Consider the following 26,170-nt stretch of genomic DNA (forward strand, 5'->3'; position numbering starts at 1 on the left):
GTTGGTTTAGCTACTTACTGACAAAAAACGATAGCCCGCAGGTGTCAAGATCAACCCTCTAATTAAGAAGACCGATCAGACACCTGCGGGCATCATGATGTTTCTAGATCGCACCCTAAGCCGGATGCGACAAAAATTTGCTTACAGTGACGCGTCCAGCGCGGCCAAGATGACATCACCCATTTGGGTCGTAGACAGTGGTGTGCCGCCTTCTGGCCCCATCAGGTCGCCCGTACGTGCGCCGTCGGCCAGTACTTTTTCGATGGCCGCTTCAAGACGATCCGCCTCTGCGCCCATGTCGAACGAATAGCGCAGCGCCATTGCGAACGACAGAATGCACGCGATTGGGTTTGCTTTGCCTTGACCTGCGATATCAGGTGCTGAACCGTGGACCGGTTCGTACATCGCCTTTGGACGGCCGTTTTCCATTGGAACGCCAAGGCTTGCCGATGGCAACATGCCCAGCGAACCCGTCAGCATCGCAGCACAGTCAGACAGGATGTCACCGAACAGGTTGTCTGTGTAGATCACGTCGAACTGCTTAGGCGCGCGTACCAGCTGCATCGCACCGTTGTCGGCGTACATATGCGACAGTTCCACCTCTGGGTAGTCGGCGTGCACTTCGGTTACAACATCACGCCACAGAATACCAGATTCCATAACGTTTGCTTTTTCCATAGAACACAAACGCTTGTCGCGCTTCATCGCCAGTTCGAACGCTGCACGTGCGCCGCGTTCGATCTCTGCTTCGGTGTAACGCTGGGTGTTGATGCCGACGCGCATGTTGTCTTCCATGTGAATGCCGCGCGGTTCACCGAAATAAACACCTGACGTCAACTCGCGGACGATCATGATGTCCAGACCGGCAACGATGTCTTTTTTCAACGACGAGAAATCAGCAAGCGCGTCAAAACACTGTGCAGGACGCAGGTTCGCGAACAGGTCCATTTCTTTACGCAGACGCAGCAGGCCACGCTCTGGCTTTACGCTGAAATCCAGATCATCGTATTTTGGACCGCCAACAGCACCCAACAGAACGGCGTCTACTTCTTGGGCTTTTGCCATTGTGTCGTCATGCAATGGAACGCCGTGCTTGTCATAAGCCGCACCACCAACAAGGTCTTCGGACACGTCAAAAGAAACGCCGCGCTTATCGCCGAACCAGCCAATAATCCGCTTTACCTCGTCCATGACTTCGGGGCCGATGCCGTCACCGGCGAGGATCAAAAGGGAGGGGTTTGCCATATGTCTGGTCCTTGGTTGAAAATGTTGTCAACGGCCTAGCCTGCCAAGGCCAAAGGTTCAAGATACCAAGGGGGCAGACCTACCTCATGCAGGTCCCAAACGCGACGAATACGTGGGTTTTGGCGCGTTGCCTCATGTGTAAAGGTAAGCATCTAATCTACTTGCTGATATCCACCCAAACAAGCGCATGCGGACCGGCGACCATATTGCCAACGCCCTCTATCGGATCAGAGGAATGCCAGACCACACCTGCATCCTTGACCACCCATTCTCTCGACGGCAGAACATAACTAACGCGTAACGCGCCTAGCGCTGGCCTGTCGGGCCAATAGGCCGTTGGGATACCCGGCAGTGGATCCTGTAATCGGCGGTCTGCAAGAAAGTCGACCATCGCATCACGTAGACCATCGCCGGCAGTTGGATCGAGGTTGGCATTCCCCGCGATGACAAAACTATCGGGCACCTCACCAAACGCTCCATCCAGCACCTCGGTCCAAAGCCGTAGTTCATCGCGATTTCGCAATCCGTTCCGGTCTTCGGGCCCATCGAATACTGGCGGCGTTGCCGCAAATGCCAAAAGATGGAGCCGACCGATTGGCAAGTCGATTGGAACGATCCAGTGGCCGGTGGATGACAATCGCTGAATTGCAGCATGTTCGGCCTTCATGGGGGGCAACTCCACCCCCGCAAGATCGCGCCAGAGCACAGCTGACAGATCAGCGACGTCACCAAATCGAAATCGCGACAGCACGGCCAAACTGCCATCACCGGAAAACTCTCCGTACCCTTGTGCGTCGCGTGCTTCGCCTAACCGACCGTTACCGTCAACGTCAAAACCCGTCGGTATCCCGGCGTTAGGGCGTGCCGTGAACTGATGTTCATAGGGCTGCTGTAACACATCCGAAAATGCAGCCAGCGCCGCACCATCAAGGTCAAAGTCAATATCAGTAAGCAAAAGGATATCCGGCGATATCTGATCAATAACCTGAACGATTGCCGCAATTTGAGGGTCATCGCCCTTGCGGATATCGCGCAAAATTAATCCGGGACCTGCCCTGCTAAGTGGCGCTGCAAATGTAGCGATCCGAATAGTTTCAGCCTGCACGCCCCACGACAGGCAGGCGAGGATCAGACCACCAACAAACCTTCGGATGCAGCGCGCTCGTAGGCCATCTTGCGCTGGCGACGGATCATTTGCGCGACCCGACTGAGCGCGACACCACGCATCAATATGCTTGCTGGTAAGAAGGCCCATGCCGAGATCATCCACAGTAATGTATGCATATCGTCCAACTGGACGGGCGCACCAAAGCTTGCGAACAATTTCAACGCAGCCGGGACAAGAAATGGGAGCAGAAAGCCTAATATAACGTTAATTCGTCCGTCGCGTTCGAGCCGTTCAACGACGTCGCCGCCGGCGGGATCAAATGTCGGCAAGTTTACCCACACGTTAAAGGGGCCGTCGCGACGTGGCCATTGGCGCAGACGCAGCACAAGGATGAACCAAACGATTGCAAAAATAGAAACCAAATAGCTAAGTCCTGCCCCGTCACGAACCCGTTGCACGAGGTCAGCTGGGGCATCTTCTGGCAACATCAACACCATTAGCCGCACAGGCGAATAGGGAAAATCGATCACAGCACCAATGCTTGCCCCGCTTCGCTGAAATATTTCCGTGATCGCTGAGGGTGCTACATATCCACGGAAGATCACCGACAAGCACAGTACTGTCGCAAAAAGCGTCGAAAACCGAACCCGGTTGAAAGGTGGAGCGTCCCTGAATTCGACCAAGCTTGGGCTAGCCGAGCTGTATTCGACGATCGTAAAAATCGCAGCAAATATCGCAAACAGCGCGACAATCTGGAAACTGTCCTGCGCGCCGCGTGGTAAAATTAAGGCCGGCATAATCACAAGGATTACGACCATGACTGCACGTACCAACGCTCCAGGTAGGCGATTGAACAATTTAGATTTATCCCATTTCAGATCACATCGTGATCTGGGTTTCCTCCGCATTCCAAATATGAAACGCTAATTTTACCATTTGCGCAACATCTCAACGCATTGTTAGGAAGGTCAACAAACGATGTCGCCAGCGATGAGAAGCATTGTTTCCGTCGAATAATTGAGATCGCGTTAAGTAACCCCAAGTCTTATCAACCAAACCACGTAAACGTATACGTTACATAGCCTAGACTGTCACGATGTCGAGATATTGCATCGGCGGTTTCATGCGACCCGCCATAAAACGTAAAAAAGGCCGCGCAAACGCGCGGCCTTTTAATAGTCATGTTGAAACGCTTAAACCCAAGGGCGTTCAGCGCCTGCTTTTGCTTCGAAGCTGTCGATTGAAGCGACCTTTTCCAGTGACAAACCAATGTCATCCAGACCGTTCAGCAGGCAGTGTTTCTTGAACTCATCGACTTCAAACGTGAAGACCTCACCGTCCGATGACGTGATTGTCTGCGCTTCAAGGTCAACCTCGATCCGGGCGTTTGAACCCTTCTCGGCGTCTTTCATCAGCACGTCGACCTGCTCTTGTGGCAACGCGATTGGCAAGATGCCGTTCTTGAAACAGTTGTTGTAGAAGATATCAGCGAAGGATGGCGAGATCACACAAGTGATCCCAAAATCCGCAATCGCCCATGGCGCGTGTTCACGCGATGAACCACAGCCAAAGTTATCACCCGCAACAAGAATCTGCGCTTCGCGATATTGCGGTTTGTTCAGAACGAAATCCGGAATCTCATTCCCTTGGCGATCAAAACGCATTTCGTCGAACAGGTTCGCACCAAGGCCCGAACGTTTGATCGTTTTCAGAAACTGCTTTGGAATGATCATATCCGTGTCGATATTAACCAATGGCAGTGGCGCGGCAATGCCGCTGAGTTTCGTGAACTTTTGCATTAGTTGAACTCCCGGATGTCGGTCAGGTGACCGGTAATAGCGGCAGCCGCAGCCATAGCTGGAGACATCAGGTGCGTACGCCCCTGGTAACCCTGGCGACCTTCAAAATTTCGGTTAGACGTAGATGCACAGCGTTCGCCAGGTGCCAATTGGTCTGGGTTCATCGCCAGACACATCGAACATCCCGCTAGACGCCATTCAAATCCGGCTTCTTTAAAGATGTCGGCCAGACCTTCTTCTTCGGCTTGCGCACGCACAAGACCAGAACCCGGTACGATCATCGCCCGCAGACCGTCTTTGATCTTTTTGCCTTTCAGCACGGCGGCAGCAGCACGCAAGTCTTCGATCCGACCGTTGGTGCAGGAACCGATGAACACTGTGTCAATCTGGATATCAGTCAGTTTTTGACCAACTTCGAGGCCCATGTATTCGATTGAACGCTTAGCCGCGCCGACCTTGCCGCCTTTGAAGTCCTCGGGTGCAGGCACAACCGCATCAATCGGCAACACATCTTCGGGCGACGTGCCCCATGTGACAACTGGTGCGATGTCTTCGCCTTTCAGCGTAACAACCTTGTCAAAATGCGCATCTTCATCAGTGAAGAGCGTCTTCCAATAAGCGACAGCCTTGTCCCAGTCTTCGCCTTTTGGCGCGTGCGGACGGCCTTTGCAGTATTCATATGTCTTTTCGTCTGGAGCGATGAGGCCAGCGCGAGCACCGCCTTCGATTGCCATGTTACAGACGGTCATGCGACCTTCCATAGACAGATCACGGATCGCTTCGCCACAATATTCAATGACATATCCAGTGCCGCCAGCAGTGCCGGTCTCGCCGATGATCGCCAAAGTGATGTCCTTAGCAGTCACGCCTGGGCTGAGCTTTCCGGTGACTTCCACCTTCATGTTCTTGGATTTTTTCTGGATCAGCGTCTGGGTTGCAAGAACGTGCTCTACTTCAGATGTACCGATACCATGTGCCAACGCACCGAAAGCACCGTGCGTCGCGGTGTGGCTGTCACCACAAACAACAGTCATCCCCGGCAGGGTCCAACCCTGTTCAGGGCCCACGATGTGAACAATCCCCTGACGTACGTCGGTCACAGGGTAGTAGTTGATACCGAATTCCTTGGCATTACTGTCAAGAGCGGCAACCTGAATGCGGCTGTCTTCGGTCATGTTATCAGCGTTATCGCGATCCAGCGTCGTTGGCACGTTGTGATCCGGCACAGCGATTGTCTGGCTCGGCTGGCGTACCTTACGGCCCGCCATGCGCAGACCTTCGAACGCCTGTGGGCTGGTCACTTCGTGAACCAGATGGCGGTCGATATACAGCAAACAGGTGCCGTCTTCGGCTTCATGGGCAACATGAGCGTCCCAGATTTTATCATAGAGCGTTTTGGGGGACATGGTCCTCTCCCGTGTCAAATTTTCAGATGTCTTCAGGCGTGCGGATTTGGCGAGGGGATTAGCCCCGAGCTAGGATCGTGCAGCTCGCGCCAAAAAATCGCCAAGGAAGGCGGGCGCGGTCATCCATGTCAAAAACCTGTTTCATAAGCGCTCAGATATACATGGTCGGCGAGTCTCGCAAGAGTAACTCGTCACGAACCCCTCTTAACAAAGGCGATTACGTGACAAGTTCGGCTATTGTGCTCTCTGGATCGAACAAATCAGCCTGCTCCGTTGCCACCACCGCGATATTCGCGGAACCAAGCATATCGACAGTCATACTCTCCAAGAACGCCACAGCACCCTCGGATTCGTCAGGGACATCGCCGGCTCCGCTGTATACCGCTTCGACCCGAACGCCACTTACGCCATCAACTTCTGTTTCGGTCATAGTCACATCAACGTCCGGAAGTGTCCCGCCCTCAGGAACATGATCGACGGTCAGTGTCAGGGTGTCCCGCGAGGGATCGAAGTCAGTGATTGTTGCTTCGGTCAGCTGATCATCCGTAACGTTCGCAAGAACGAAAAATTCGTCACCAAAGCCAGCGTCAGCCTCCAACGTTGCGGCGCCTGTCACGAAAATCAAATCATCGGCACCGTCCATACCTTGTGCTTCGCCATCGCTAGGCCGGATTTCGTCATCCCTCGCACCGCCCGTGATCGTGTCGTTTCCTGCCCAAGCAAGAACAGTATCGTCACCATCCGTGCTGGTTATTTCATCGTCGTCGAGGGAACCGCGGATTTCGCTTTCTTTGACTACATCTTAGTCGCCATCATGTCTCAAAAACACTAAACCGAATGTCGTCAAAACCAATCCCAAAGCAATACACAGTGCTATCTCTCAAAAAAATCACTTTAAATAATTTTCAATACTTAACAATCCCACCTCTTAGCAGATCATCGCCCCCCAATGAAAGTCACACTAGGCCGGCTTGCCGACTGGGTTATGCGCATGCAACACTGGTCAGACCGAAACGGTAAGAGCAGCAATGGCCGAACATAACATCCCGCCAGAGACCACCAATAGCGTCTCCGTTGACGCGCAGCTTGATCAGGTGCTGTCGTTTGGCAACGAACTATTCGATTATGCCAGCAAATTCGCGGACACTTTCGTGCGTACGTGGAACATTTATCAGGTCGGCATCGCGATTGGGTTATTCGTTCTTGCGCATATCCTTCGGGTCATTCTAGGGCCTCGTATCCGGGAATGGATGGCAGCCAGACAAAATTGGCCAAAATGGCGGATGCGCGTCTTGGTCGTGATTCATCAACGTCTGCGACCGATCTTCTTTGTAATACTCATTTGGCTGACGATCTTTGTGATGCGCGAAGTGACGTGGAACAGCCGTAGCTACCTACTTAGCCTCATCGGGACGCTCGCCTTTGCATGGCTCGCAGTTGTCTTCGCGACACGGCTCATCAAAAGCCCATTTCTGCGTAAAACGGTCCGCTACGGAGCGTGGACCTATGTGAGCCTTCGCATCCTTGGCCTGCTTGATCCCGTCGAACAACTGCTTCACAGCGCCGGATTTACAGTAGGTGAGATTAGGTTCTCGCTTTTGCTTCTTGTCCAATCTCTGGTTATCCTTGGGGTTCTGATCAGTCTTGCACGGTTCTTTACGACAACGACCGCGAACAAAATCCGCACAAACCAAGACATCAGCCCCTCAATGCAAGTCCTCATCATCAAAGGCCTGCAAATCGCGGTTTATGGTGCTGCATTCTTTTTCGGCGTTAAAGCAATCGGGATCGACCTGACGGGTCTTGCCGTGCTTTCTGGCGCGATTGGTGTGGGTCTTGGTTTTGGTCTGCAAAAGGTTGTGTCGAACCTCGTGTCCGGCGTGATCATCCTGTTAGACAAGTCCATTAAACCCGGCGACGTCATTAGCCTTGGCGATACCTTTGGCTGGATCAATTCTTTGGGCGCGCGCTACGTTTCCGTCGTTACCCGTGACGGCAAAGAATACCTGATCCCGAACGAAGACCTGATCACCGGGCAAGTCGTGAACTGGTCGCATTCAAATGACTTTGTCCGGCTCGATATCCATTTCGGTACGTCCTACAGTGACAACCCTCATGACGTACGCCGCATCGCAATTGAAGCAGCACAAAGCGTCGACCGTGTCCTGACCAGCCGCCCCACGGTCTGTCACATCGTCGGCTTCGGGGACAGTTCCGTCGACTACATCCTACGCTTCTGGATCACCGATCCGACCGGGGGCCTAACTAACATCCGAGGCAACGTCTTCCTCGCTCTCTGGGACGCATTCCAACAAAACGGCATCAGCATCCCATTCCCACAAAGAGAAGTGAAGATGTTGGCAAGTGACCCCGTGAATACGAAGTTGGATTAGTGGTCAATGGCCGCTATGCGGGACGAAACTACCGTTGATCAAGAAAGCAAAAGCCTCATCTCCCAAACTTGATTTTGCTTGACCTAAGCGATATCAAAACGATGACGCGCCAGTAAATAAACAATTTCGGTGACAATTAGGGTCGTAAAATCGCCCACCTGATAGCGGTGGAGGGTAACCGCCCGACGCGTCAACCAACGTAACTTTGGGCTCATACTTGCCATTCGCCGCAGGCGCGTCGGAATGGTTTTATTATTGGCTGATTCGTCGAGAAGAGTGACTGTTTTCTCCGCCACCCGATGCCTTCTTTGATTAGAGACTGTCCGCAGAGTATACTCCGATAGGATCAGCGAGGGGCATCAGCCATGAGACAACGGGCCGAACATGATGATCTAACTGTCATACGATTAACTCCGGACGACGGCCTGCATTTCAACGCAATGCTTGATCTGTTCGCGGATGCGTTTGATGATCCTGTTAGCTACAGCAGTGCAAGGCCCTCAGTGGCCTATCAGCGACGGATATTGGCGCAGGACAGCTTCGTCAGTTTGGTCGCTATTTGGGAAGGGTCCGTTGTTGGGGCGCTTGTGGCATATCAGTTGCGTAAGTTTGAGCAAGAACGCTCGGAGTTCTATATCTATGATCTGGCAGTTGCTGAAAACTACCGCCGCCGCGGTATTGCGACGGCGATGATTGACCGCCTTAAGGAGATTGCAGGAAACAGCGACACTTGGATCATCTATGTGCAGGCAGATCAAGGGGACGAACCGGCAATCGCGTTGTATTCTGGCTTGGGTAGCCGTGAAGATGTCTTGCATTTCGATATTGCCTTGGACTGATATCCGCCTGTGCCGTAGCCCACGGAATGCTATATTCACCCCCCTACAGGTTCGTTGCAAAGCTCACCGGTAATACAGGCGACGCGCGCAATAACCCTACGTAACAAGGACTTTAGATCAAGGCGGTAGCCGCGAAACTATCTTGTTTAATTCTATTTTCATTCTTAAATGAAATTTTGAAACACAGCGAATTTTCGCAACCTTATACAAAGCGACCACCGACCATGGCGACAACATTCACGGTATTCTCATTAGGGAATCTTGCGGACATTGATACGCAAGAAGGCAATAACAATGCTGAAAACGCTGCTGCTCTTGTCGGCCTAACGTTTGGCGGAACGAATAACGCGCTGCTAAATTATGCTCAAACTTTCTCGCCTGGCTCTACTGGTTTTGGCGGCGGAACCAACAACGCCTACGATATGGACAACTCTCCTGCGGAGACGTTCAGGATCAATGGCGGCGCAAATCAGACCTTTGACGGGACCGCGATTTACAACGCGACCATCACCTACAGCGATGGCACGACGGCCCAAATCACTGCCGTTGTGTTTCAAGATACAAACGGCAATGCCTATCTGGCACCAGAGTTTTCGCCGAATGCGGACCAAACCGCGCTCGAAGCAGGGCCGATACGCTCGATTACATTCGACAGCCTCAACAGGAACACTAATCTGACCGGTCTTGCTGCAGATCGTCAAACTTGGGACTATGTAACCTGCTACCTTGACGGAACACGCATTCACACCCCCAGTGGTGAAACCAACATCGAAGACCTGGTTGTTGGCGACGTTGTTACGACACGGGATAATGGCCCTCAGACGATCAGATGGATTGGCGTAGCGCGCGTCAAAGGGACTGGAAAGCTTGCACCCGTCAAAATCGCACGTGGCGCGCTTGGCAAGAACCTTCCCGCGCGGGATTTGTATGTCTCGCGTCAGCACAGGATGCTTGTGAATTCCAAGATCGCGGAAAAGATGTTTGGCCAATCAGAGGTTCTTGTTCCTGCCATTAAGCTAGTAGGCCTGCCTGGTGTTGAGGTGGACGAACGCACAACAGAAGTGACCTATTACCATCTTCTGCTTGATCGCCACGAAGTGATCTATGCCGAAGGCACGCCAAGCGAGTCGTTCCTGACCGGCCCAGGCGCATTGGCAGCACTTGATGAAGATACACTTGCTGAAATGAACGCGCTTTTTCCTGATGTCATGGCAGAGGCTGCTAAAACTGCGCGGCAGGTTGTTCAGGGCAAGCGCCTAGAGAACTTCGTTCGACGCCATATGTCGAACAGCAAAGCGTTGGTTGAAACGGCCAGACTTGCTTAGGCGTTTAGCTAATAGGCAATACAACAACCCATTCCAAATAATAACGGCCGCTCGATCATCTCGCGCGGCCGTTATTGTTCGTTCTGTCAGGGCTGTTAGCCCTTGTTCATCCGGTTCTCGATCAGGTCATCGACCACAGAAGGATCAGCCAGAGTAGAGGTGTCGCCCAGCGCACCAAAATCGTCTTCGGCGATTTTGCGCAGGATGCGGCGCATGATTTTACCTGAGCGCGTTTTAGGTAGGCCCGGTGCCCATTGGATCAAGTCAGGCTTAGCAATTGGACCAATCTCTGAACGCACCCAAACCTCAAGCTCTTTGCGCAGCTCGTCAGATGGCTCTTCACCGCTCATCAAGGTGACATAGGCGTAGATGCCCTGCCCTTTGATGTTGTGCGGATATCCGACCACGGCAGCTTCAGCGACTTTTGCATGCGCAACCAATGCGCTTTCGACTTCGGCGGTACCCATGCGGTGACCAGATACGTTGATCACGTCGTCAACGCGGCCCGTGATCCAATAGTATCCGTCATCGTCACGGCGGCAGCCGTCACCAGTAAAGTAGTAACCTTTGTAGTCACTGAAATAGGTCTTTTCGAACCGTTCATGGTCACCCCAAACGGTGCGCATCTGTGCAGGCCAGCTGTCTTTGATACACAGCACACCTTCGGCGGCCGTATCATGGATTTCTTCGCCTGATGTTGGCTCTAGGATCACAGGCTGCACACCGAAGAACGGAAGCGTTGCTGAACCCGGCTTGGTCGCAGTTGCACCCGGTAGTGGGGTCAGCAGGTGACCACCAGTTTCGGTCTGCCACCATGTATCGACGATTGGCACAGTACCTTTGCCGACAACATCGTTGTACCAGTTCCAAGCTTCTGGGTTGATAGGCTCGCCCACTGTCCCCAGCACTTTGAGGTCAGAGAGATCATATTTCTCAACAAACTCAGTCCCCTGCCCCATCAGCGCCCGGATGGCAGTTGGCGCAGTGTAGAATTGGTTGACTTTGTGCTTTTCGCAGACGGCCCAGAAGCGACCTGCGTCTGGATAAGTTGGCACACCTTCGAACATCACAGTCGTCGCACCGTTGGCGAGCGGGCCATAGACGATATAGCTGTGCCCCGTGACCCAGCCCACGTCGGCAGTACACCAGAACACATCACCATCATGATAGTCGAATGTATATTGATGGGTCATCGATGCATAGACGATATAACCACCAGTCGAGTGTACAACACCCTTTGGCTGACCAGTCGAACCGGATGTGTACAGAATGAACAGCGGATCTTCCGCGTTCATTTCTTCGGGCGGACAGTCAGCGCTGACCTTTTCTTCCATCTCGTGCAGCCAGTAATCGCCCTCAGGACGCCAAGCGATCTGTTGACCAGTACGTTTCACGACCAGACATTTCACTTCGTCAAAGTCATTTAGAAGCGCTTGGTTCACGCTATCCTTAAGGTTCGTCACACGGCCACCACGTGGTGCACCGTCTGATGTAATCACAACCTTTGCATCACATGCGTTTACACGTGCGCCCAAGGCCTCGGCAGAGAAGCCAGCGAATACGATCGAGTGGATCGCACCAATACGCGCACAGGCCAGCATCGCATAGGCAGCCTCTGGGATCATTGGCAGGTAAAGCACGACGCGGTCGCCTTTGGTCACGCCCATTTCTTTTAGGACATTTGCCATTTTGCAGGTGCGTTCGTGCAATTGCTTGTACGTGATGTGCTGCGCGTCATCGTCAACGCTATCTGGCTCCCAGATGATCGCCGTCTGATCACCACGGGTTTCCAAATGGCGGTCGATACAGTTTGCGGTGACGTTCAGTGTGCCGTCTTCGAACCATTTGATGTCGACATTGCCGGGGGCAAAGCTCGTGTTTTTAACCTTCGTAAAAGGCTTGATCCAGTCAACGCGCTTGCCGTGCTCAGCCCAGAAACCTTCGGGGTCAGAAATCGACTGTGCGTACATCGCGTCATATGTTGCCTTGTCAGCATGCGCTGCAGCGGCCATTTCGGCAGATGGCGGATACATCTTGGATGTTTGATCGGTCATGGTCTCTCCCCCCTTTGACGTGTCGTTTGGGCCCAGCTAAGAAACTGTTGGCCTCCTCCGAGGCATATCATGATCAGAATGATTAGGAATCCAAGCCGTCGCGCTAAGCCAATGCGCAATTTGTCAATCTTAACACCCGCGAGGCGTGAATTTTGTTAGGTTTTTTACAAGACCTGCAAAACACACGGAATGAGGCGCATCAAAATGGACGCGATAATTGTTCTGGGCGCTGCTGTTTGGAAGGGCGGCCCGTCACCGGCCTTGCGCCGACGCACCCAACACGCGGCCAGCCTTTGGCTTGATCGCCATGCACCCATCATCATCCCATGTGGTGGACTGGGGCTTTACCCCCCGACCGAGGCGGCGCTGATAAAAACCCTTCTTGAGCATCACGGCGTTAGCCCCGACTGCATCCTGCCAGAGGACCAGTCGACCACGACCTTGGAAAACATTCGCAATGCGCGGGATTTGCTGCCTGGTCGTGATGTCATAGTTGTAACTGACAGGTATCACGCGCGCCGCGCTGCCATGGTCGCTCGACATTTCGGGTTCAACGCGACTGTATCGAGCCCGCGACCCACCCGAAGTCATCTTAAGCAACACCTGCGCGAAGCAATCGCGCTGCCTGCTTACGCGATCAAATTGCGAAAGACCCCGCGCCAACCTTAACACAGTATTAACCATCCTTAACGCAGAATACCGACATCTGACTGGATGAATTGATGCGGTTTCTTATTACCTGTTTGTATTTTCTCTGCATGGCATCCCTTGCGGACGCCGGACCATGGAGCCGTGAACACAGACAGATTTTCACAGCAAGTGGCGGGAACTTTTTACTATCGGAAGGCGCAAAACTTCCGGTGAACTATGACCCGACATTCTATGCCGAATATGGTCTGAATGGCCTTGTCACCCTTGGCGTCGATTATCACACAGCCGATCAGGGACGCATTCAAGCTGCGGTGTTTTTCGCGAGTTTTCCGATAGGCGAACCGATCGCGCCCAACATATGGTCCGCACATATTGGCTTGGGCGGCCGGGTGGACCCACTTAACCCCGTAGAGCACCTGACGCGCGGCGGCGTGTCTTGGGGGCGCGGGCTAGATCAAGGCTGGCTCGCTATTGATACCAGCGCCACTTACGGCGACATAGATCAGGTTTTTCGGTCCAAAGCTGATTTCACATGGGGGCATCATCTAAGTGATCGCTGGACTGTCGTATCCCAACTGCAAACTGGGCAAGGCTATGACGATGACACCTATGCCAAGGTGAACCCTTCGCTGATCTTCCATGTAAATGAACGGTACTCGATCAGCCTTGGCGCGGTGAAAGCATTAACCGGCGACCGCGGATCGGCGCTTAAGCTGGACCTGTGGTCGACCGCTACAATCCCCCAATTTCGCGCAGAAGACTAATCACTTCATCGACGCCCTTTTCATGGCGCAGGCTAGCAAAAACAACGGGAAGATCCCCACGCATCCGCGCGGCATCCGTCGCCATCACGCCCAACGATGCGCCAACATGCGGTGCCAGATCGGTTTTGTTGATAACTAGAATATCGGAACGTGTGATCGCGGGGCCACCCTTGCGCGGGATTTCTTCGCCAGCGGCAACGTCGATAACATAGATCGTTACATCGGCCAGCTCCGGGCTGAATGTCGCAGACAGATTGTCACCGCCGCTTTCAATAAGCACCAGTTCAAGATCATCGTGTCGCGCACGCATTTCAGCAATTGCAGCGAGGTTGATGGACGCGTCCTCTCGGATCGCAGTATGCGGACAACCACCCGTTTCAACACCCATCACGCGGTCAGCGGGCAGGATTTGCATTCGCATCAGAGCTTCGGCGTCTTCTTGGGTGTAGATGTCGTTCGTAATCACCCCAAGGCTAACCTGATCCTTTAGCGCACGCGCAAGCGCCGCTGTCAGCGTCGTCTTACCCGCGCCAACAGGCCCACCAATTCCAACGCGCAATGGTCCATGCGGTGACATCATTCTTGCTCCATCTTTCTTATGATCGGAATATGCGAGGATACTGGTCCGCATGCTGCATCGACGCAATATCAACAGCGAAGCTGGCCGTGCCGATATCATCCAAAGTGGATTGCGCGGCTTCTTCGCCGATCGCAGCGCAGACAGGCAGCAAGCCCGCCAAAATACGCTGCCCTTCGGTTTGCCCCAATGGCATCAGTCGTTGGGCTGCCTGCATCAGATTGCTGGCAAAGCTTTGCAACCAAACCTGCGCTGTCGGAACAACCGGCAATCCCATAAGTGCCGCAGCACGGCCAACGGCCACGGGATAGGCCATATCCGGCAGGTCCAGCGCCCAAACTGCACGTGTCGTTGAAGCGAATGCTGCACCCTGCTGCAAGGTCTCCATCCTTCGTTCCCGCGAAGGCGAAAGCGCTGCCGCTAATTCAGCAACAGGTTCCACATCATCGGCACCATGTGCCGCGCACAGCAAAATTGCATCAGACCGGCCAGCCCCTTGGGTTAACACAGCATCCAGCCAATCCGCCAACCCAGCCGCATTGGCCACATCACCGCGTTGCACAGCACGCTCTAACCCATGCGACCACGCAAATGCGCCGATAGGATAGGCAGGCGAAAGCCACTGGGTCAGTGTCAGCAGGTGTTCAGTGTTCATGGGAATGGCTGTGATCGTGCCCCATAGTCCGGCCGTGCCCATAGGCACCGCCTTCTGGGGTAAAGGGGCCGTCGAAATCGGTAACAGTCGCGCCCAACTGTTCCAGCATCGCGCGCATCACCTTTTCGCGCTGCACCACCAACGCATCAGGCAAAACCGCGCAAGGCGCATGCCGGTTACCGATATGCCATGCAAGCCGAACAAGGTCGCCAGTGACCCGCATCAGCGGTTCGTCAGCAGCGGCAACAGTAATCTGACGACCATCTTCGAGCAGGAAAACCTCGCCCGCATTCACCGATGTCGTCTGCGGCAAATCCACCAAGAACGGTTCACCCGCGTCAGTGGTCAACCGCTTACGACGCAGCAGTCGTGCGTCATAGGTCAAACTAACCGTACCTGCCACAGCCCCATGCGCATGGGCATGTGTTTGATGCGCCTTGGCTGTCATGGCGCACCTATAGGATTTCGCAGGGCTATCCCCCCAGCATTCGCCAGAGGGAAGCGTGTTTTTAGCGCTTCGCCGCGATGCGACGTACCGCACGCACGACGGTTGCTGGTAGCAGAAAGATTTCCCGAACAGCCACTTTGGCCAATTCGATGATCATTTCGCGGTTTGTGATAAGAGTGTTGTTCGTCTGGAAAGTCATATTGAGCCTCGTCAAAAGCGATGTCTTTCCTCCCTGCAACAAATCTATAATGCTGCATTGCAGCAATCAAGCCCTTTGAACGCCACGTCATATCCATCAGAACAGAAAATACCGTTGTGCCATGGGCAATTCTTTGGCGGGTTCGCATGTCAGCAACTCTCCATCCGCACGCACTTCGTAGGTTTCAGGGTTCACCTCCATATGCGGCATAGCATCGTTCAGCTTAAGGTCTTTCTTACCGATATTTCTGGTATTCGTGACGGCCAAGGTCTGTTTCGCCAACCCCAGCTTGTCGCGCAGACCAGCGTCTTGGGCAGCAGCGCTTACAAATGTGACGGCAGAGTTTTCAACCGACCGCCCATATGCACCAAACATCGGGCGCGTATAAACTGGCTGAGGCGTCGGGATCGACGCGTTCGGGTCCCCCATTTGCGCGGCCACGATGGTACCCCCCATCAAGATCATCTCGGGCTTCACACCAAAGAAAGCCGGGTTCCATAAGACAAGGTCAGCACGTTTGCCTTCTTCGATCGATCCAACATGCGCCGAAATCCCATGGGCGATGGCCGGGTTGATTGTGTATTTCGCGATATAGCGACGGACCCGTACGTTGTCGTTGTCGCCCGTTTCCTCTTTCAGGGCGCCGCGCTGCTTTTTCATTTTATCAGCGGTCTGCCACGTACGGATCAGCACTTCACCAACCCGGCCCATGGCCTGACTGTCAGATGCGATGATCGAAAACGCCCCCATATCGTGCAGGATATCTTCGGCGGCAATCGTTTCGCGGCGGATGCGGCTTTCGGCAAAGGCGACGTCTTCCGGGATTGATTTATCCAAGTGATGGCAAACCATCAGCATATCGAGATGTTCATCTACCGTGTTCACCGTGAACGGGCGTGTTGGGTTTGTGGAAGATGGCAACACATGTGCTTCGCCACAAATCTTGATAATGTCAGGCGCGTGCCCGCCACCCGCACCTTCCGTATGAAAAGCATGGATTGTGCGGCCCTTCATGGCGCCAACGGTATTCTCAACAAATCCAGATTCATTTAGCGTATCCGTGTGGATCATCACCTGCACGTCCATCGCATCAGCCACAGACAGACAGTTATCAATCGCAGCTGGGGTCGTTCCCCAGTCTTCATGCAGCTTCAGACATGACGCGCCGCCCAACACTTGCTCTTCAAGCGCGGCAGGCAGTGACGCATTCCCCTTACCAGCAAAAGCAAGGTTCATCGGAAACGCATCAGCCGATTGCATCATACGCCCAAGGTGCCAAGGCCCCGGCGTACATGTCGTGGCCAATGTCCCATGCGCAGGGCCAGTGCCGCCGCCGATCATAGTCGTCAGACCAGAATGCAGCGCGTCTTCGATCTGTTGCGGACAGATAAAGTGGATATGACTGTCGATACCGCCAGCGGTCAGAATGCGACCCTCGCCAGCGATCGCCTCGGTTCCCGGGCCAACGATGATATCAACGCCGGGCTGGGTATCAGGATTACCAGCCTTACCGATCTTGACGATGCGACCATCCTTTAGGCCGACGTCCGCCTTAATGATCCCAGTCCAGTCAACGATCAGTGCGTTGGTAATAACCGTATCAACGGCACCCTCAGCGCGGGTCGCCTGACTTTGCCCCATGCCATCGCGGATCACCTTGCCGCCGCCGAACTTGACCTCCTCGCCATAAAGCATGGCATTGCTGCCGGAACCACCAGTGCTGGCCGCCCCTGCATATTCAGCGGTCAGATCACGCTCGACCTCAATGATCAAATCGGTATCGGCTAGCCGAATCTTATCGCCCACGGTGGGGCCAAACATAGCTGCGTAATCGCGGCGGGAAATTGTTGCTGGCATCCTAAAGATCCCCCATCACTTTGGCATTAAATCCATAAACACGACGTGCGCCGGACATCGGGATCAATGAAACCTCACGGCGCTGTCCAGGCTCAAACCGCACGGCCGTCCCCGCGGCAATATCAAGCCGCAGCCCGTAAGCCGCGTCACGATCAAAATCCAAGGCTGGATTCGTTTCTGCAAAATGGAAATGCGATCCAACCTGCACAGGGCGGTCGCCCGTGTTGGCAACTTCCATCACAGTAACCTCTGCGCCTGCGTTCAACGTAATTTCACCATCTGCGACGATCAATTCACCGGGCTTCATCGTACAATCCCCCTCATCATCTTGCTATAAATACTCAAAAATCAACGGATCGGGTCGTGCACGGTCACCAGCTTGGTACCGTCAGGAAAGGTTGCCTCGACCTGCACTTCGTGGATCATTTCGGCGATGCCATCCATAACCTGATCCCGGGTGATCACTTGCGCGCCTGCCTGCATCATGTCAGCAACTGACCGACCATCGCGTGCGCCTTCGACAACCGCGTCGGTAATCAGCGCGATTGCTTCGGGATAGTTCAGCTTTACACCACGGGCGAGCCGCTTGCGCGCGACCTCAGCAGCCATAGCAATCAGCAGCTTGTCTTTTTCGCGGGGGGTTAGTTGCATGGTTTATAGTCTCCAAACACGGGGGATGGGCGCAGTTGATAGCGCCTCAACAACAGGAATAAGTTGACGACGCAAAGCAAAGCCATCCTCGGCCAACAGCCGGACCAGCAGTAAGTCATCAGCAATCAGGCTTGCGCCACTTGTTTCAGGAAGCGTCAAACTGCGCGCCAAGGCTTCGACCTGCGCGCCTGCCAATAGAACCGTTGCCATGGCACCAGCGCCACCTGCAATTGCGACACGTGCCATCTGGGCTTGGGCGTCGCCAATCAGCCGAACGGCATCTGCAAAGACCAAACGCCCATTGCGCCAGACGCGCCATTGGTCAGCAAAATGGACAGTGCGAACAACCTCGCCCATCGCGACGCGGCCAAATATAATTGGCTCAACGATCAATGCAGTGGCATCAGACGCAAGCTGCACGTTCATGCGCCGATCCAGCGCTGCGTTCTCATACAGAATGGTTTCCTGCGGTAGCCAATCAATGCGACCACCAGAGGCAACGTCCAATGTCACCTCTGACCGTGCAATCTGGCCTGGATGCGCACGATATGCCCGTTCGGCCGCTTGCGACGACAAAACGATATGCGCGTCGTGTTCGGCGGACACATCAAACCGCATATGATCGCCGCCGGTTAATCCACCTGCAGTGTTCAAAAACACCGCATCCAACGCATCGCCGCGAACCCGTGGGAATAGCGCCTTCAGTGAACCTTCCTGACGCAGATCAGAGATCACGGTGTCCGGCCCTCGCCGCTTTGCGGCAAGGTGTAAAACGCCCTTGGCGCGCGGGGCCAAAGGGGCTGCATCGGTGACTTTAATTTCAGCGGCGTAGGTAATGGGATGGCCTCGGACGTTTGATCTTTCGATAATCAAACTGCCAAATAATCTTAGGACGATGCCAGAGCACATCAGAGAAAACGCTTAAGTTTTCACACCAAACCGCGCGAGCGCCCAAAATAGTGGCAACAACCATGCCCAAAAACAAAGGGGCGCCAAGTTGCGCCCCTTTTTTAATCATTTTTGAGATCAATATGGATCGTCCATACGGACCTGATACCGCACGCGCCCTTTCACGGACGTACCCCAGTTCAAATGAACGCTTCGGCTATGCGCGCCCTGCTCACCTTCTGACCAAGGCATCTCGTGCACGCGACCACCCGAAGAATTGGTAATTGGCCCATTCGGCATCACCGCTTCGACATAGCGTGCCGGGCCGAAAAACGGCAAAGCGACACCCGTATCCATGACCCAGGTTACCGCCTCACTCGCTTGCTCATGTTCCATGGTGACCGGATTGGAAACGGGCTCTGCGACATTGCTAAAGGTATTTCCTTGAAACTCGAACCCGCGCGTGCGCCCGAAATCCAGATCGGCATAAGTGGTATCGACATGTTCGACCCTGTCAATCTTGCCATTCAAGGAACGGAACACATTGCCCTGCACCGCAAACCCGTTGATGTAATGCCCCGGACCGTAGGGCTTAATCACGATGAAATGCGCCCAAGGGGCAACATCGTTAATGGTAAACACATTGCCAGTGATACTGAGCCCACCAAAGGAAAACTGCTGCCCCAATGACGGGTCGCTACTGTGTTCATTCGTCCATTCGATGAAATTGTTATCGCAATAGTTACCAGTGAAAATCGTTTTGGGGTTGGGCGTTGTAATGATAATCCCGCCCTTACGTACCCCAAGCGTTTCGTTATCGCCGTTGAACCAATGGTTGCCCGTAATCACGCTGCCCGTACCGGACAATACGCAATAGTGCTTGAAACGGCTGGCACGGTTGTTGCGAATTTTTACGTCATTGGCGTTGGCGTTGAAACCAATAGTGACCCGTTCGGACACCGGCAACGATTGCTCTGTCGAGATGAACTGGCACCGATCAATCATCATGCCCTGACAACCACGCCCCGGCGACGTTAGCCCACGATCTTTGGCCTTGTTAATAAAGCAGTCGCGTAGGTGAAACGTCAGCCCCGCTGTCGCCAACACGATACCGCTCGCCACGCCGCGGCCCTGAAATTCGATATCGTCCAGAACGAACTGACTGAGCTTTTCATAACCTGTGAAATCCAGCAGGTATTTGAACCGGGTAAACGTAAAGACTTGGCTACCCTCTGCGTCGAACAACGGCGCACTTAGCTCAAGCGTTTGATCCGCCACGTTGACCGCAGCGACATAAATCTCGCGACCGACGCCATTGCCTTCGACCAAAGACCCAACTTGGATGTTTTCGATATTAACGACGTTGGTCAGCAAAAGGTCGTCTGCCGCAGCATAATTCGCCTGCGAGGTCACGATATCACTATCCCAAGCCGCACCGTCGGCTGGCTCAAATTGTCCATTACGGATGACGCGGCGGGTTTCAAACCGCGTACGTGTAGGATCGCACGCTTGCATATCGACGGGTTCAGTCAACAGAATGCGGCGACCACATAGATCGAGGGACTCATGATCAGCAAAGTTGATTAAGGCTTGATAGGCCTTTTTGAACGCGACTTCTTCATTCTTAAATGCGTCGAGGTAGGCATCAAAATCATACCCCCGCTGTAGAATGAACCGATACTCTGCGCCCTGCACAATGCGGCCTTCGCATTTCACATGATTTTCCATCGTGACGTTATCGGCCAACAGATATGTTCCCGCTGGCACCATCACCGTACGCCCGTTTGCAACCGCGTCGGCGGCCTCAAACGCGGCACTGTCGTCGGTCACACCATCACCCTTGGCGCCAAAGTCGCGCACATCAACAAGGGACAAAAGTTCCCGAGTAAAGACGCTGCTTACATCTTCGATCTGAATGTCATCGACACGAACGACGCCACCGGTCGGCCCGGTCAGATCAATCCCCAAATGCCCATAGTCGGCACCGGTCCACAGCATATCAACGCCCGTTCGATCACCCGTACCGATGATCGCGCTGATTTCCACAACTTGCCCGTAATTGGTCAGCTGAGTGGCCGGGCCGAACGCTGGCAATCCAACCAACGGTGCCCCACCGGCCTGCCCCGCCCAACCAGACACCCGCACAGCAGGGAATGGCCCCGAAATCGCCTTTACTTTGGCCGTTACACGTAAATAGCAGCCGGGAAGAATTGGCGTTTCGCCCATATACCGCACGCGCGCAGTTGGATCGACCTTCAACACCTCGAGGCACCCAGCAAAATCGGCGTCTGCCGCGACGAACACACCTGACCCGCTAATCGCATATGTATCCGACCCCGGGGTGCCTTCCCCGCTCGACCAAACACCCAACCCTGCCGAGAATGGCAGAGGCTGAAATACAATCCCGTCTGTAATCGCTTTGTTCATGAAGATACCTTCTCTGGCAGCGTGAATGTTGGCCCCGCTCATGCGGCACCGCTGCGAAAGAGGTACGTGAAACTGCTAAATCAGCCCTGACACCACCGTGACGGTGGGGGCTGCAACGCAAAAGGCCGGACATTCACCCGGCCTTTGTGACAGTTCTTGTAAAGGCTTAGCCTTGTAGCTGTGTCTCGATTAATTTGATCGTTTCTTCAACGCCGTAAAGCGCGATGAAGCCGCCAAAACGAGGACCTTGAGAAGCGCCTAATAGCACCTCGTATAGTGCTGTGAACCAGTTACGAAGCGGGTCGAAGTTATGCTCTTTGCCTACGGCGAAAACCATAGATTGCAGTGCTTCGGCATCCAAACCGCCATCCCAAACCCTAAGGCGGGCAACCAGATCTTCCATAGCTGCGCGTTCTTGGTCGGTTGGGGCGCGGTATACTTTGGTCGGCTTCACGAAGTCGTTGTAATACCGGACCGCAAATCCAGCAGCTTGATCCATCTGCGGGTTCTTTTCAGCAGATGCTTCGGGCGCATAGCGCTGAATAAAGCCCCACAGCGTTTCTTTGTCTTCAGCACCAGAAACAGATGCCAGGTTCAAAAGCATCGCAAAAGGCACAACCATGTCAGACGCAGGCACGTTGTGACCGTGAATATGGAACACAGGGTTGTTCAGCTTACCCTTGTCGTCTTGGTCCGGATAGGCACGCAATTGCTGGTGATATTCGTCAACCGCCTTTGGAATCACGTCAAAATGCATCCGCTTCGCGGTCTTTGGCTTGAGGTACATAAAGTATGACAAGCTGTCGGTGGACGCATAAGTCAGCCATTCATCGATTGTCAGACCATTGCCAGATGTTTTCGAAATTTTGTGACCTTCGGCATCAAGAAACAGCTCGTAAGTAAAGTGCTCTGGCGCACGGCCACCCAGCGTACGACAGATGCCATCATAGATTGGCGTATTGGTCGCGTGGTCTTTGCCGTACATTTCGAAATCGACATCAAGTGCGGCCCAACGTGCGCCAAAGTCTGGCTTCCACTGAAGCTTACAATTACCACCGGTCACTGGAACAGTCACATCCGTACCGTCTTCATCTTCGAAGGTGATCATGCCGTCTTTGGTGACTTCCTTCATTGGGACATACAGCACGCGACCAGTGGTCGGGCTGATCGGCAGGAAGATCGAATATGTCTGGCGACGCTCTTCGCGCAGCGACTTCAGCATAATCGCCATGACGTCATCGTATTTTTCTGCGGCTTTCAGCAGAATTTCGTCCATCTTGCCGCTGGTATAATATTCGGTCGAAGACGCAAATTCGTATTCGAACCCGAAGGTATCCAAGAAGTTTTGCAAACGTGCATTCATATGGTCGCCAAAGCTACCGTGCGTGCCAAACGGGTCTGGGACAGCGGTCAGGGGCTTTTGCAGGAATGGTTCCAGCGCAGCAGGATCGGGAACGTTACCCGGAATCTTACGCATCCCATCCATGTCGTCCGAAAAACAAAGCAGCTTGGTCGGAATGTCAGAAATAATCTCAAACGCGCGGCGCACCATTGTTGTGCGCCCTACCTCACCAAAGGTACCGATGTGGGGCAAACCCGACGGGCCGTAACCAGTTTCAAAAAGAACATAGCCCTTCTCGGGGGCCTTCTTTTCGTAACGTTTGAGCACACGGCGCGCCTCTTCAAAAGGCCAAGCCTTGGATGTCATCGCCGCGTCGCGCAAATTGGTCATGGTTTTTCTCACGTCTAAACTGCACCCCCATGGTGCATACTAAGCGCACTCCCTATTGCGACACGGGGTCAGCGTCAATAAATGGGTAGCGAATGCAAAGGAAACAACATGACTGAAGACGCCCCATTGTCCGCGCAAGACGCGCTTATTGCGTTGATGATTGCAGTGTCTGCCTCGGACGAGAACATCCGGACTGCCGAACTTGTTGAAATCAGCAACGCCATCAACATGCTGCCTGTGTTTGCGGGATATGATCCGGAACGCCTGCCCCGCATGTCCAAACTCGTATTCGAATTACTTGAACCAGAAGACGGCCTAGAAGCACTATTCGGCCTTATCCGCGATGCATTGCCAGAGCGGCTGTTCGAGACTGCTTATGCGCTATCATGTGATGTCGCTGCTGCAGACGGTTTGATCGATGAGCAAGAAGGTCGGATGCTTGAAGAAATTCGAGAAGAGCTAGATCTTGACCGGCTTCATGCCGCAGCAATTGAACGCGGCGCGCGCGCAAGACACCTGACCCTTTAGTTCAAAAATAAAAACGGCCCCAAAGGGCCGTTTTATATCAATTATTTACGTGGAAATTAAGATTCATCATCGTCCACTACGCCATCGTCTTCTGGCGGGTTCAGCGAAATTGTTGGGACTTCGATTGTTTCAGTCGTTGTCGACACGTCCACGTCAGGAACTTCGACTTCCACCTCGGCCTGACCCATTTCGACAGAGCCAACATCAGCGTCAAACTGCGGCAGTGCGCCGCCCTCGACTGAAACGTCAACGTCCGGCAAAGCGCCTTCTTGCGTCTGATCAATGTCGATCATGTAATACGCAAAAACTGCGATCACTAGCGCAACAACCACACCTACGACTGTCATACCCGTCTTCATAATATTTCTCCTTTTCTGCGCACTCGCGGCTAAATGCCAAGGCTGAGCGCTTTCAGAAAATGAACGCGGCAGAAGACTGATCGTTCCAAAGAAAAGTATAAATTCCGCTAAAGGCCGGTCGCCCAACCATGCAGCAAATGTTCCTGCAGCGCTTTGGCTTTGCGGTTCCACTGGCGTGAACCCCTTGGCGATTCGCTGCCTTCCAACTTGCCGCGTTCGCGCGCAGCGACATCAGCTGCAAATATCGCGAATGCCAGATTGCGCCCATCGGCGGCACGCACATATCCAGCCAGATTAGACACGAAATTCAGCGTTCCCGTTTTTGCCTGAACAGCCCCGCTTGCAGCGGCAACGCGATTCTTCACGGCGTCCACGACAGGAATATCCTTCATGATCGGGCGAAGCGTCTGCGCCACATTGGATGCAGTCAAAAACCGCACCATATCCGAAGCCTTCATTCGCGAGGTATCACCTAGCCCAGAATGGTCTGCAAAATACGGGCTAATGTCGCCACCACGTTGCCGCGCCCAGCGCGACATGCGCGCGGCGGACGCCTGCAAACCCCATTTTTGCCCTGTGTCTAACGTAGTCGTCGCTAGCCCTGCCGCTTCGGCGGTAATATTGGTCGAATAGCGCATCATTGCACGCATCAGTTCAGTCAAAGGCTGACTTTGAAAACTTGCAATAGGCGTCGCTGTGGCTGGCAATTCAGAGATTTCCGTCGGCGTTTTCAGAATTATCCCATTACTTCGCGCAAAAGTCGCAAAGACCTCTCCCGCATATAACGCAGGATGACGCACAGGTAGCCAACGCGACCCGCCGTTGTTCAGCGCTGATCGCGCTACTGTCCATTGATCGACCTGCCCCAAATCACGATAGGTAAAGACGGGTGCCGACCTATCCTCGATCCGCATACGTGATGTTGTCACTGCCGGACGATAGTTGGCACTGCGCGCATCCATTGCAGTCGTATAGTTGCTACCCTCTAGTTTCCATTCGAAATGCACCCGATTAAAGTTCAGGTTCAACCCCGTCACAGTCGGATTATACCCCAGATAATCAAGCTGAGTGTTATCGATTTCATCCAAGTTAACGAGCGCTTCGTCCCAGACAAAAAACGCGCCATTCACCCTGGTCAGCCCAGTTTCCTTTAATCGCTGTGCCAACAGGGCCATGTCATCAGTAACAAGGTTCGGGTCACCGCCGCCCGCCAATATCAGGTTGCCATCCAAAACGCCGTCAGTGATCACACCATCTACAAAAACGGTCGTATTAAATTGATGCTCTGCCCCAAGGTTTTCAATCGCATACAGCGCGGTCACCGCCTTTGAGACGCTAGCAGGCGGCTGCGGCAAATCAGGGCTGTGCGCCTCTATCACTTCGCCGGTTTCTGCATCCGCAAGAACAACACCAACGTCACCGCTTAAACCCGCGCGACCGATTTTTCGGGCCAACGTGTCGTGGTAGACAGGGCGTGCGACCGGGCGCAACGACGACAGCGGTGCCTCTGCGACGACAGAGGTCGCGTATGCGGACATTGCACCAGCAAGCATTGAACGCCTTGTCAAGTTCATTTCCATTCTCCTCGTGCACGAATAGCCGTCGAAGACTGATCCGACATTGGCACGTTTATAAACGACCACGCGGGCGCGTGCAGCCGACCGATGATATGGCTTGCGCCGCTTGGCACTTTCGATTGGGCATATACCCGAGCCGCCTTTGACAAACGCGCGGCAATCCGATCACCAGGACGCGCAATCACCCCAACAGCAACGTTTTCGATTATCCAGCGCCAATCCTGCCAGCGATGAAACTGAGCCAGATTATCCGCGCCCATCAACCAAACGAAATGCACCCCCGGATAGCGCCGCTGTAATGCCCGAATTGTCTGCGCAGTATAGCGCGTACCAAGTTGCGCTTCGATCCCGGTGATCCGAACACGCGGATGATCCATCAAATCACGACAGGCCTGCATCCGATCAGACATTGGCGCTGGGCCATTTTCCTTTAGCGGGTTCCCCGGACTAACAAGCCACCAAACATTATCCAATCCAAACCGCTTGAGCGCTGCCTTGGTGATATGTACGTGGCCTGCATGCGGCGGATCAAAAGACCCACCAAGCAAACCAATAACTTGACCAGATTTAGCGACCGGAAGTCCGTCCAATTTCGATCTTCCTCTTGACCCGCAGCTACGACACACAACTAACAATTGAAAATTTGACCATTTTCAGTTAATATAGCCCCATTCATTTAAGCCATTAA

Annotated in this window: 27 protein-coding genes; 6 read left to right on the top strand and 21 right to left on the bottom strand. The window is 53.8% G+C overall.

The window, feature by feature from the left end; genetic code table 11:
* Nucleotides 1-141: 141 nt before the first annotated feature.
* From leuB to ACHUEV_RS10180, 6 genes are all read right to left on the bottom strand, one after another.
* Nucleotides 142-1,245, bottom strand: coding sequence for a 3-isopropylmalate dehydrogenase (gene leuB / locus ACHUEV_RS10155; RefSeq protein WP_394179490.1), 1,104 nt, complete (start codon nt 1,243-1,245; stop codon nt 142-144).
* A 157-nt stretch (nt 1,246-1,402) separates the two neighbouring features.
* A complete protein-coding gene (locus ACHUEV_RS10160) occupies nt 1,403-2,350 on the bottom strand; it encodes an endonuclease/exonuclease/phosphatase family protein (protein ID WP_394180175.1) in 948 nt (315 codons plus the stop codon).
* 23 nt (nt 2,351-2,373) lie between these two features.
* Entirely contained in the window at nt 2,374-3,171 is a 798-nt protein-coding gene (locus ACHUEV_RS10165) for a hypothetical protein (protein WP_394179492.1), read from the bottom strand.
* A gap of 375 nt (nt 3,172-3,546) precedes the next feature.
* The gene (gene leuD, locus ACHUEV_RS10170; RefSeq protein ID WP_394179494.1) at nt 3,547-4,152 is read right to left on the bottom strand and encodes a 3-isopropylmalate dehydratase small subunit; all 606 of its coding nucleotides are present in this window, start codon (nt 4,150-4,152) and stop codon (nt 3,547-3,549) included.
* Entirely contained in the window at nt 4,152-5,558 is a 1,407-nt protein-coding gene (gene leuC, locus ACHUEV_RS10175) for a 3-isopropylmalate dehydratase large subunit (protein WP_394179496.1), read from the bottom strand. Before leuC ends, leuD begins: the two co-directional genes overlap by 1 nt.
* A 217-nt stretch (nt 5,559-5,775) precedes the next feature.
* Nucleotides 5,776-6,201 carry a hypothetical protein gene (locus ACHUEV_RS10180; protein ID WP_394179498.1) on the bottom strand — a complete coding sequence of 142 codons (426 nt, stop codon included), beginning with the start codon at nt 6,199-6,201 and terminating at the stop codon, nt 5,776-5,778.
* Nucleotides 6,202-6,586: 385 nt separating this feature from the next.
* Here ACHUEV_RS10180 and ACHUEV_RS10185 point away from each other — a divergent pair, with 385 nt between their 5' ends.
* A complete protein-coding gene (locus ACHUEV_RS10185) occupies nt 6,587-7,951 on the top strand; it encodes a mechanosensitive ion channel family protein (RefSeq protein ID WP_394179500.1) in 1,365 nt (454 codons plus the stop codon).
* Between the two features lie 83 nt (nt 7,952-8,034).
* Here ACHUEV_RS10185 and ACHUEV_RS10190 read toward each other — a convergent pair whose 3' ends face one another.
* The gene (locus ACHUEV_RS10190; protein WP_394179502.1) at nt 8,035-8,247 is read right to left on the bottom strand and encodes a hypothetical protein; all 213 of its coding nucleotides are present in this window, start codon (nt 8,245-8,247) and stop codon (nt 8,035-8,037) included.
* A 69-nt stretch (nt 8,248-8,316) separates the two neighbouring features.
* On the opposite strand from ACHUEV_RS10190, the gene ACHUEV_RS10195 reads away from it, so the two are divergent.
* Nucleotides 8,317-8,790 carry an AAC(3)-I family aminoglycoside N-acetyltransferase gene (locus ACHUEV_RS10195; protein ID WP_394179504.1) on the top strand — a complete coding sequence of 158 codons (474 nt, stop codon included), beginning with the start codon at nt 8,317-8,319 and terminating at the stop codon, nt 8,788-8,790.
* A 224-nt stretch (nt 8,791-9,014) separates the two neighbouring features.
* Complete coding sequence (locus tag ACHUEV_RS10200; protein WP_394179506.1) at nt 9,015-10,115, top strand: Hint domain-containing protein; 1,101 nt, start codon at nt 9,015-9,017, stop codon at nt 10,113-10,115.
* Nucleotides 10,116-10,210: 95 nt separating this feature from the next.
* Here the strand turns inward: ACHUEV_RS10200 and acs are convergent, their stop codons facing one another.
* On the bottom strand, nt 10,211-12,169 hold the full coding sequence (acs, locus tag ACHUEV_RS10205; protein ID WP_394179508.1) for an acetate--CoA ligase: 1,959 nt from the start codon (nt 12,167-12,169) through the stop codon (nt 10,211-10,213).
* Between the two features lie 204 nt (nt 12,170-12,373).
* On the opposite strand from acs, the gene ACHUEV_RS10210 reads away from it, so the two are divergent.
* Together ACHUEV_RS10210 and ACHUEV_RS10215 are read left to right on the top strand one after the other, a co-directional pair.
* Nucleotides 12,374-12,838, top strand: coding sequence for a YdcF family protein (locus tag ACHUEV_RS10210; RefSeq protein WP_394179510.1), 465 nt, complete (start codon nt 12,374-12,376; stop codon nt 12,836-12,838).
* 53 nt (nt 12,839-12,891) lie between these two features.
* On the top strand, nt 12,892-13,584 hold the full coding sequence (locus ACHUEV_RS10215) for a hypothetical protein (RefSeq protein WP_394179512.1): 693 nt from the start codon (nt 12,892-12,894) through the stop codon (nt 13,582-13,584).
* Here ACHUEV_RS10215 and ureG read toward each other — a convergent pair.
* The 10 genes from ureG to ACHUEV_RS10265 all read right to left on the bottom strand — a co-directional run bounded on the left by ureG (nt 13,553) and on the right by ACHUEV_RS10265 (nt 23,018).
* The gene (gene ureG, locus ACHUEV_RS10220; RefSeq protein ID WP_394179514.1) at nt 13,553-14,164 is read right to left on the bottom strand and encodes an urease accessory protein UreG; all 612 of its coding nucleotides are present in this window, start codon (nt 14,162-14,164) and stop codon (nt 13,553-13,555) included. The genes ACHUEV_RS10215 and ureG overlap by 32 nt on opposite strands.
* Nucleotides 14,165-14,180: 16 nt before the next feature.
* Nucleotides 14,181-14,858 (bottom strand): urease accessory protein UreF, encoded by a 678-nt coding sequence (locus tag ACHUEV_RS10225; protein WP_394179516.1) that lies wholly within the window; start codon nt 14,856-14,858, stop codon nt 14,181-14,183.
* Entirely contained in the window at nt 14,806-15,264 is a 459-nt protein-coding gene (locus tag ACHUEV_RS10230) for an urease accessory protein UreE (RefSeq protein ID WP_106354669.1), read from the bottom strand. The genes ACHUEV_RS10225 and ACHUEV_RS10230 overlap by 53 nt, the downstream gene beginning before the upstream one ends.
* Nucleotides 15,265-15,325: 61 nt before the next feature.
* Nucleotides 15,326-15,463 carry a hypothetical protein gene (locus ACHUEV_RS10235; RefSeq protein ID WP_165793308.1) on the bottom strand — a complete coding sequence of 46 codons (138 nt, stop codon included), beginning with the start codon at nt 15,461-15,463 and terminating at the stop codon, nt 15,326-15,328.
* A gap of 96 nt (nt 15,464-15,559) precedes the next feature.
* Nucleotides 15,560-17,320: an urease subunit alpha gene (gene ureC, locus ACHUEV_RS10240; RefSeq protein ID WP_394179518.1), complete on the bottom strand. Its 1,761-nt coding sequence runs from the start codon at nt 17,318-17,320 to the stop codon at nt 15,560-15,562.
* 1 nt (nt 17,321) lies between these two features.
* Nucleotides 17,322-17,627 (bottom strand): urease subunit beta, encoded by a 306-nt coding sequence (locus ACHUEV_RS10245; protein WP_106745153.1) that lies wholly within the window; start codon nt 17,625-17,627, stop codon nt 17,322-17,324.
* 41 nt (nt 17,628-17,668) lie between these two features.
* Complete coding sequence (locus ACHUEV_RS10250; protein ID WP_106354662.1) at nt 17,669-17,971, bottom strand: urease subunit gamma; 303 nt, start codon at nt 17,969-17,971, stop codon at nt 17,669-17,671.
* 3 nt (nt 17,972-17,974) lie between these two features.
* Complete coding sequence (locus ACHUEV_RS10255) at nt 17,975-18,880, bottom strand: urease accessory protein UreD (protein WP_394179521.1); 906 nt, start codon at nt 18,878-18,880, stop codon at nt 17,975-17,977.
* A gap of 117 nt (nt 18,881-18,997) precedes the next feature.
* Entirely contained in the window at nt 18,998-21,286 is a 2,289-nt protein-coding gene (locus ACHUEV_RS10260; RefSeq protein ID WP_394179523.1) for a glycosyl hydrolase family 28-related protein, read from the bottom strand.
* A 166-nt stretch (nt 21,287-21,452) separates the two neighbouring features.
* Nucleotides 21,453-23,018: a lysine--tRNA ligase gene (locus tag ACHUEV_RS10265; protein ID WP_394179525.1), complete on the bottom strand. Its 1,566-nt coding sequence runs from the start codon at nt 23,016-23,018 to the stop codon at nt 21,453-21,455.
* A gap of 108 nt (nt 23,019-23,126) precedes the next feature.
* Between ACHUEV_RS10265 and ACHUEV_RS10270 the strand changes: the two genes are divergently transcribed.
* Nucleotides 23,127-23,546: a tellurite resistance TerB family protein gene (locus ACHUEV_RS10270; protein WP_394179527.1), complete on the top strand. Its 420-nt coding sequence runs from the start codon at nt 23,127-23,129 to the stop codon at nt 23,544-23,546.
* A 56-nt stretch (nt 23,547-23,602) separates the two neighbouring features.
* Here the strand turns inward: ACHUEV_RS10270 and ACHUEV_RS10275 are convergent, their stop codons facing one another.
* From ACHUEV_RS10275 to ACHUEV_RS10285, 3 genes are all read right to left on the bottom strand, one after another.
* Entirely contained in the window at nt 23,603-23,905 is a 303-nt protein-coding gene (locus tag ACHUEV_RS10275) for a hypothetical protein (protein WP_394179529.1), read from the bottom strand.
* 107 nt (nt 23,906-24,012) lie between these two features.
* Entirely contained in the window at nt 24,013-25,479 is a 1,467-nt protein-coding gene (gene dacB / locus ACHUEV_RS10280; RefSeq protein ID WP_394179531.1) for a D-alanyl-D-alanine carboxypeptidase/D-alanyl-D-alanine endopeptidase, read from the bottom strand.
* Complete coding sequence (locus ACHUEV_RS10285) at nt 25,476-26,072, bottom strand: nicotinate-nucleotide adenylyltransferase (RefSeq protein WP_394179533.1); 597 nt, start codon at nt 26,070-26,072, stop codon at nt 25,476-25,478. The genes dacB and ACHUEV_RS10285 overlap by 4 nt, the downstream gene beginning before the upstream one ends.
* Nucleotides 26,073-26,170 lie beyond the last annotated feature (98 nt).

Source organism: Yoonia maritima (assembly GCF_043641945.1).
GTDB classification, from domain to species: domain Bacteria; phylum Pseudomonadota; class Alphaproteobacteria; order Rhodobacterales; family Rhodobacteraceae; genus Yoonia; species Yoonia maritima_B.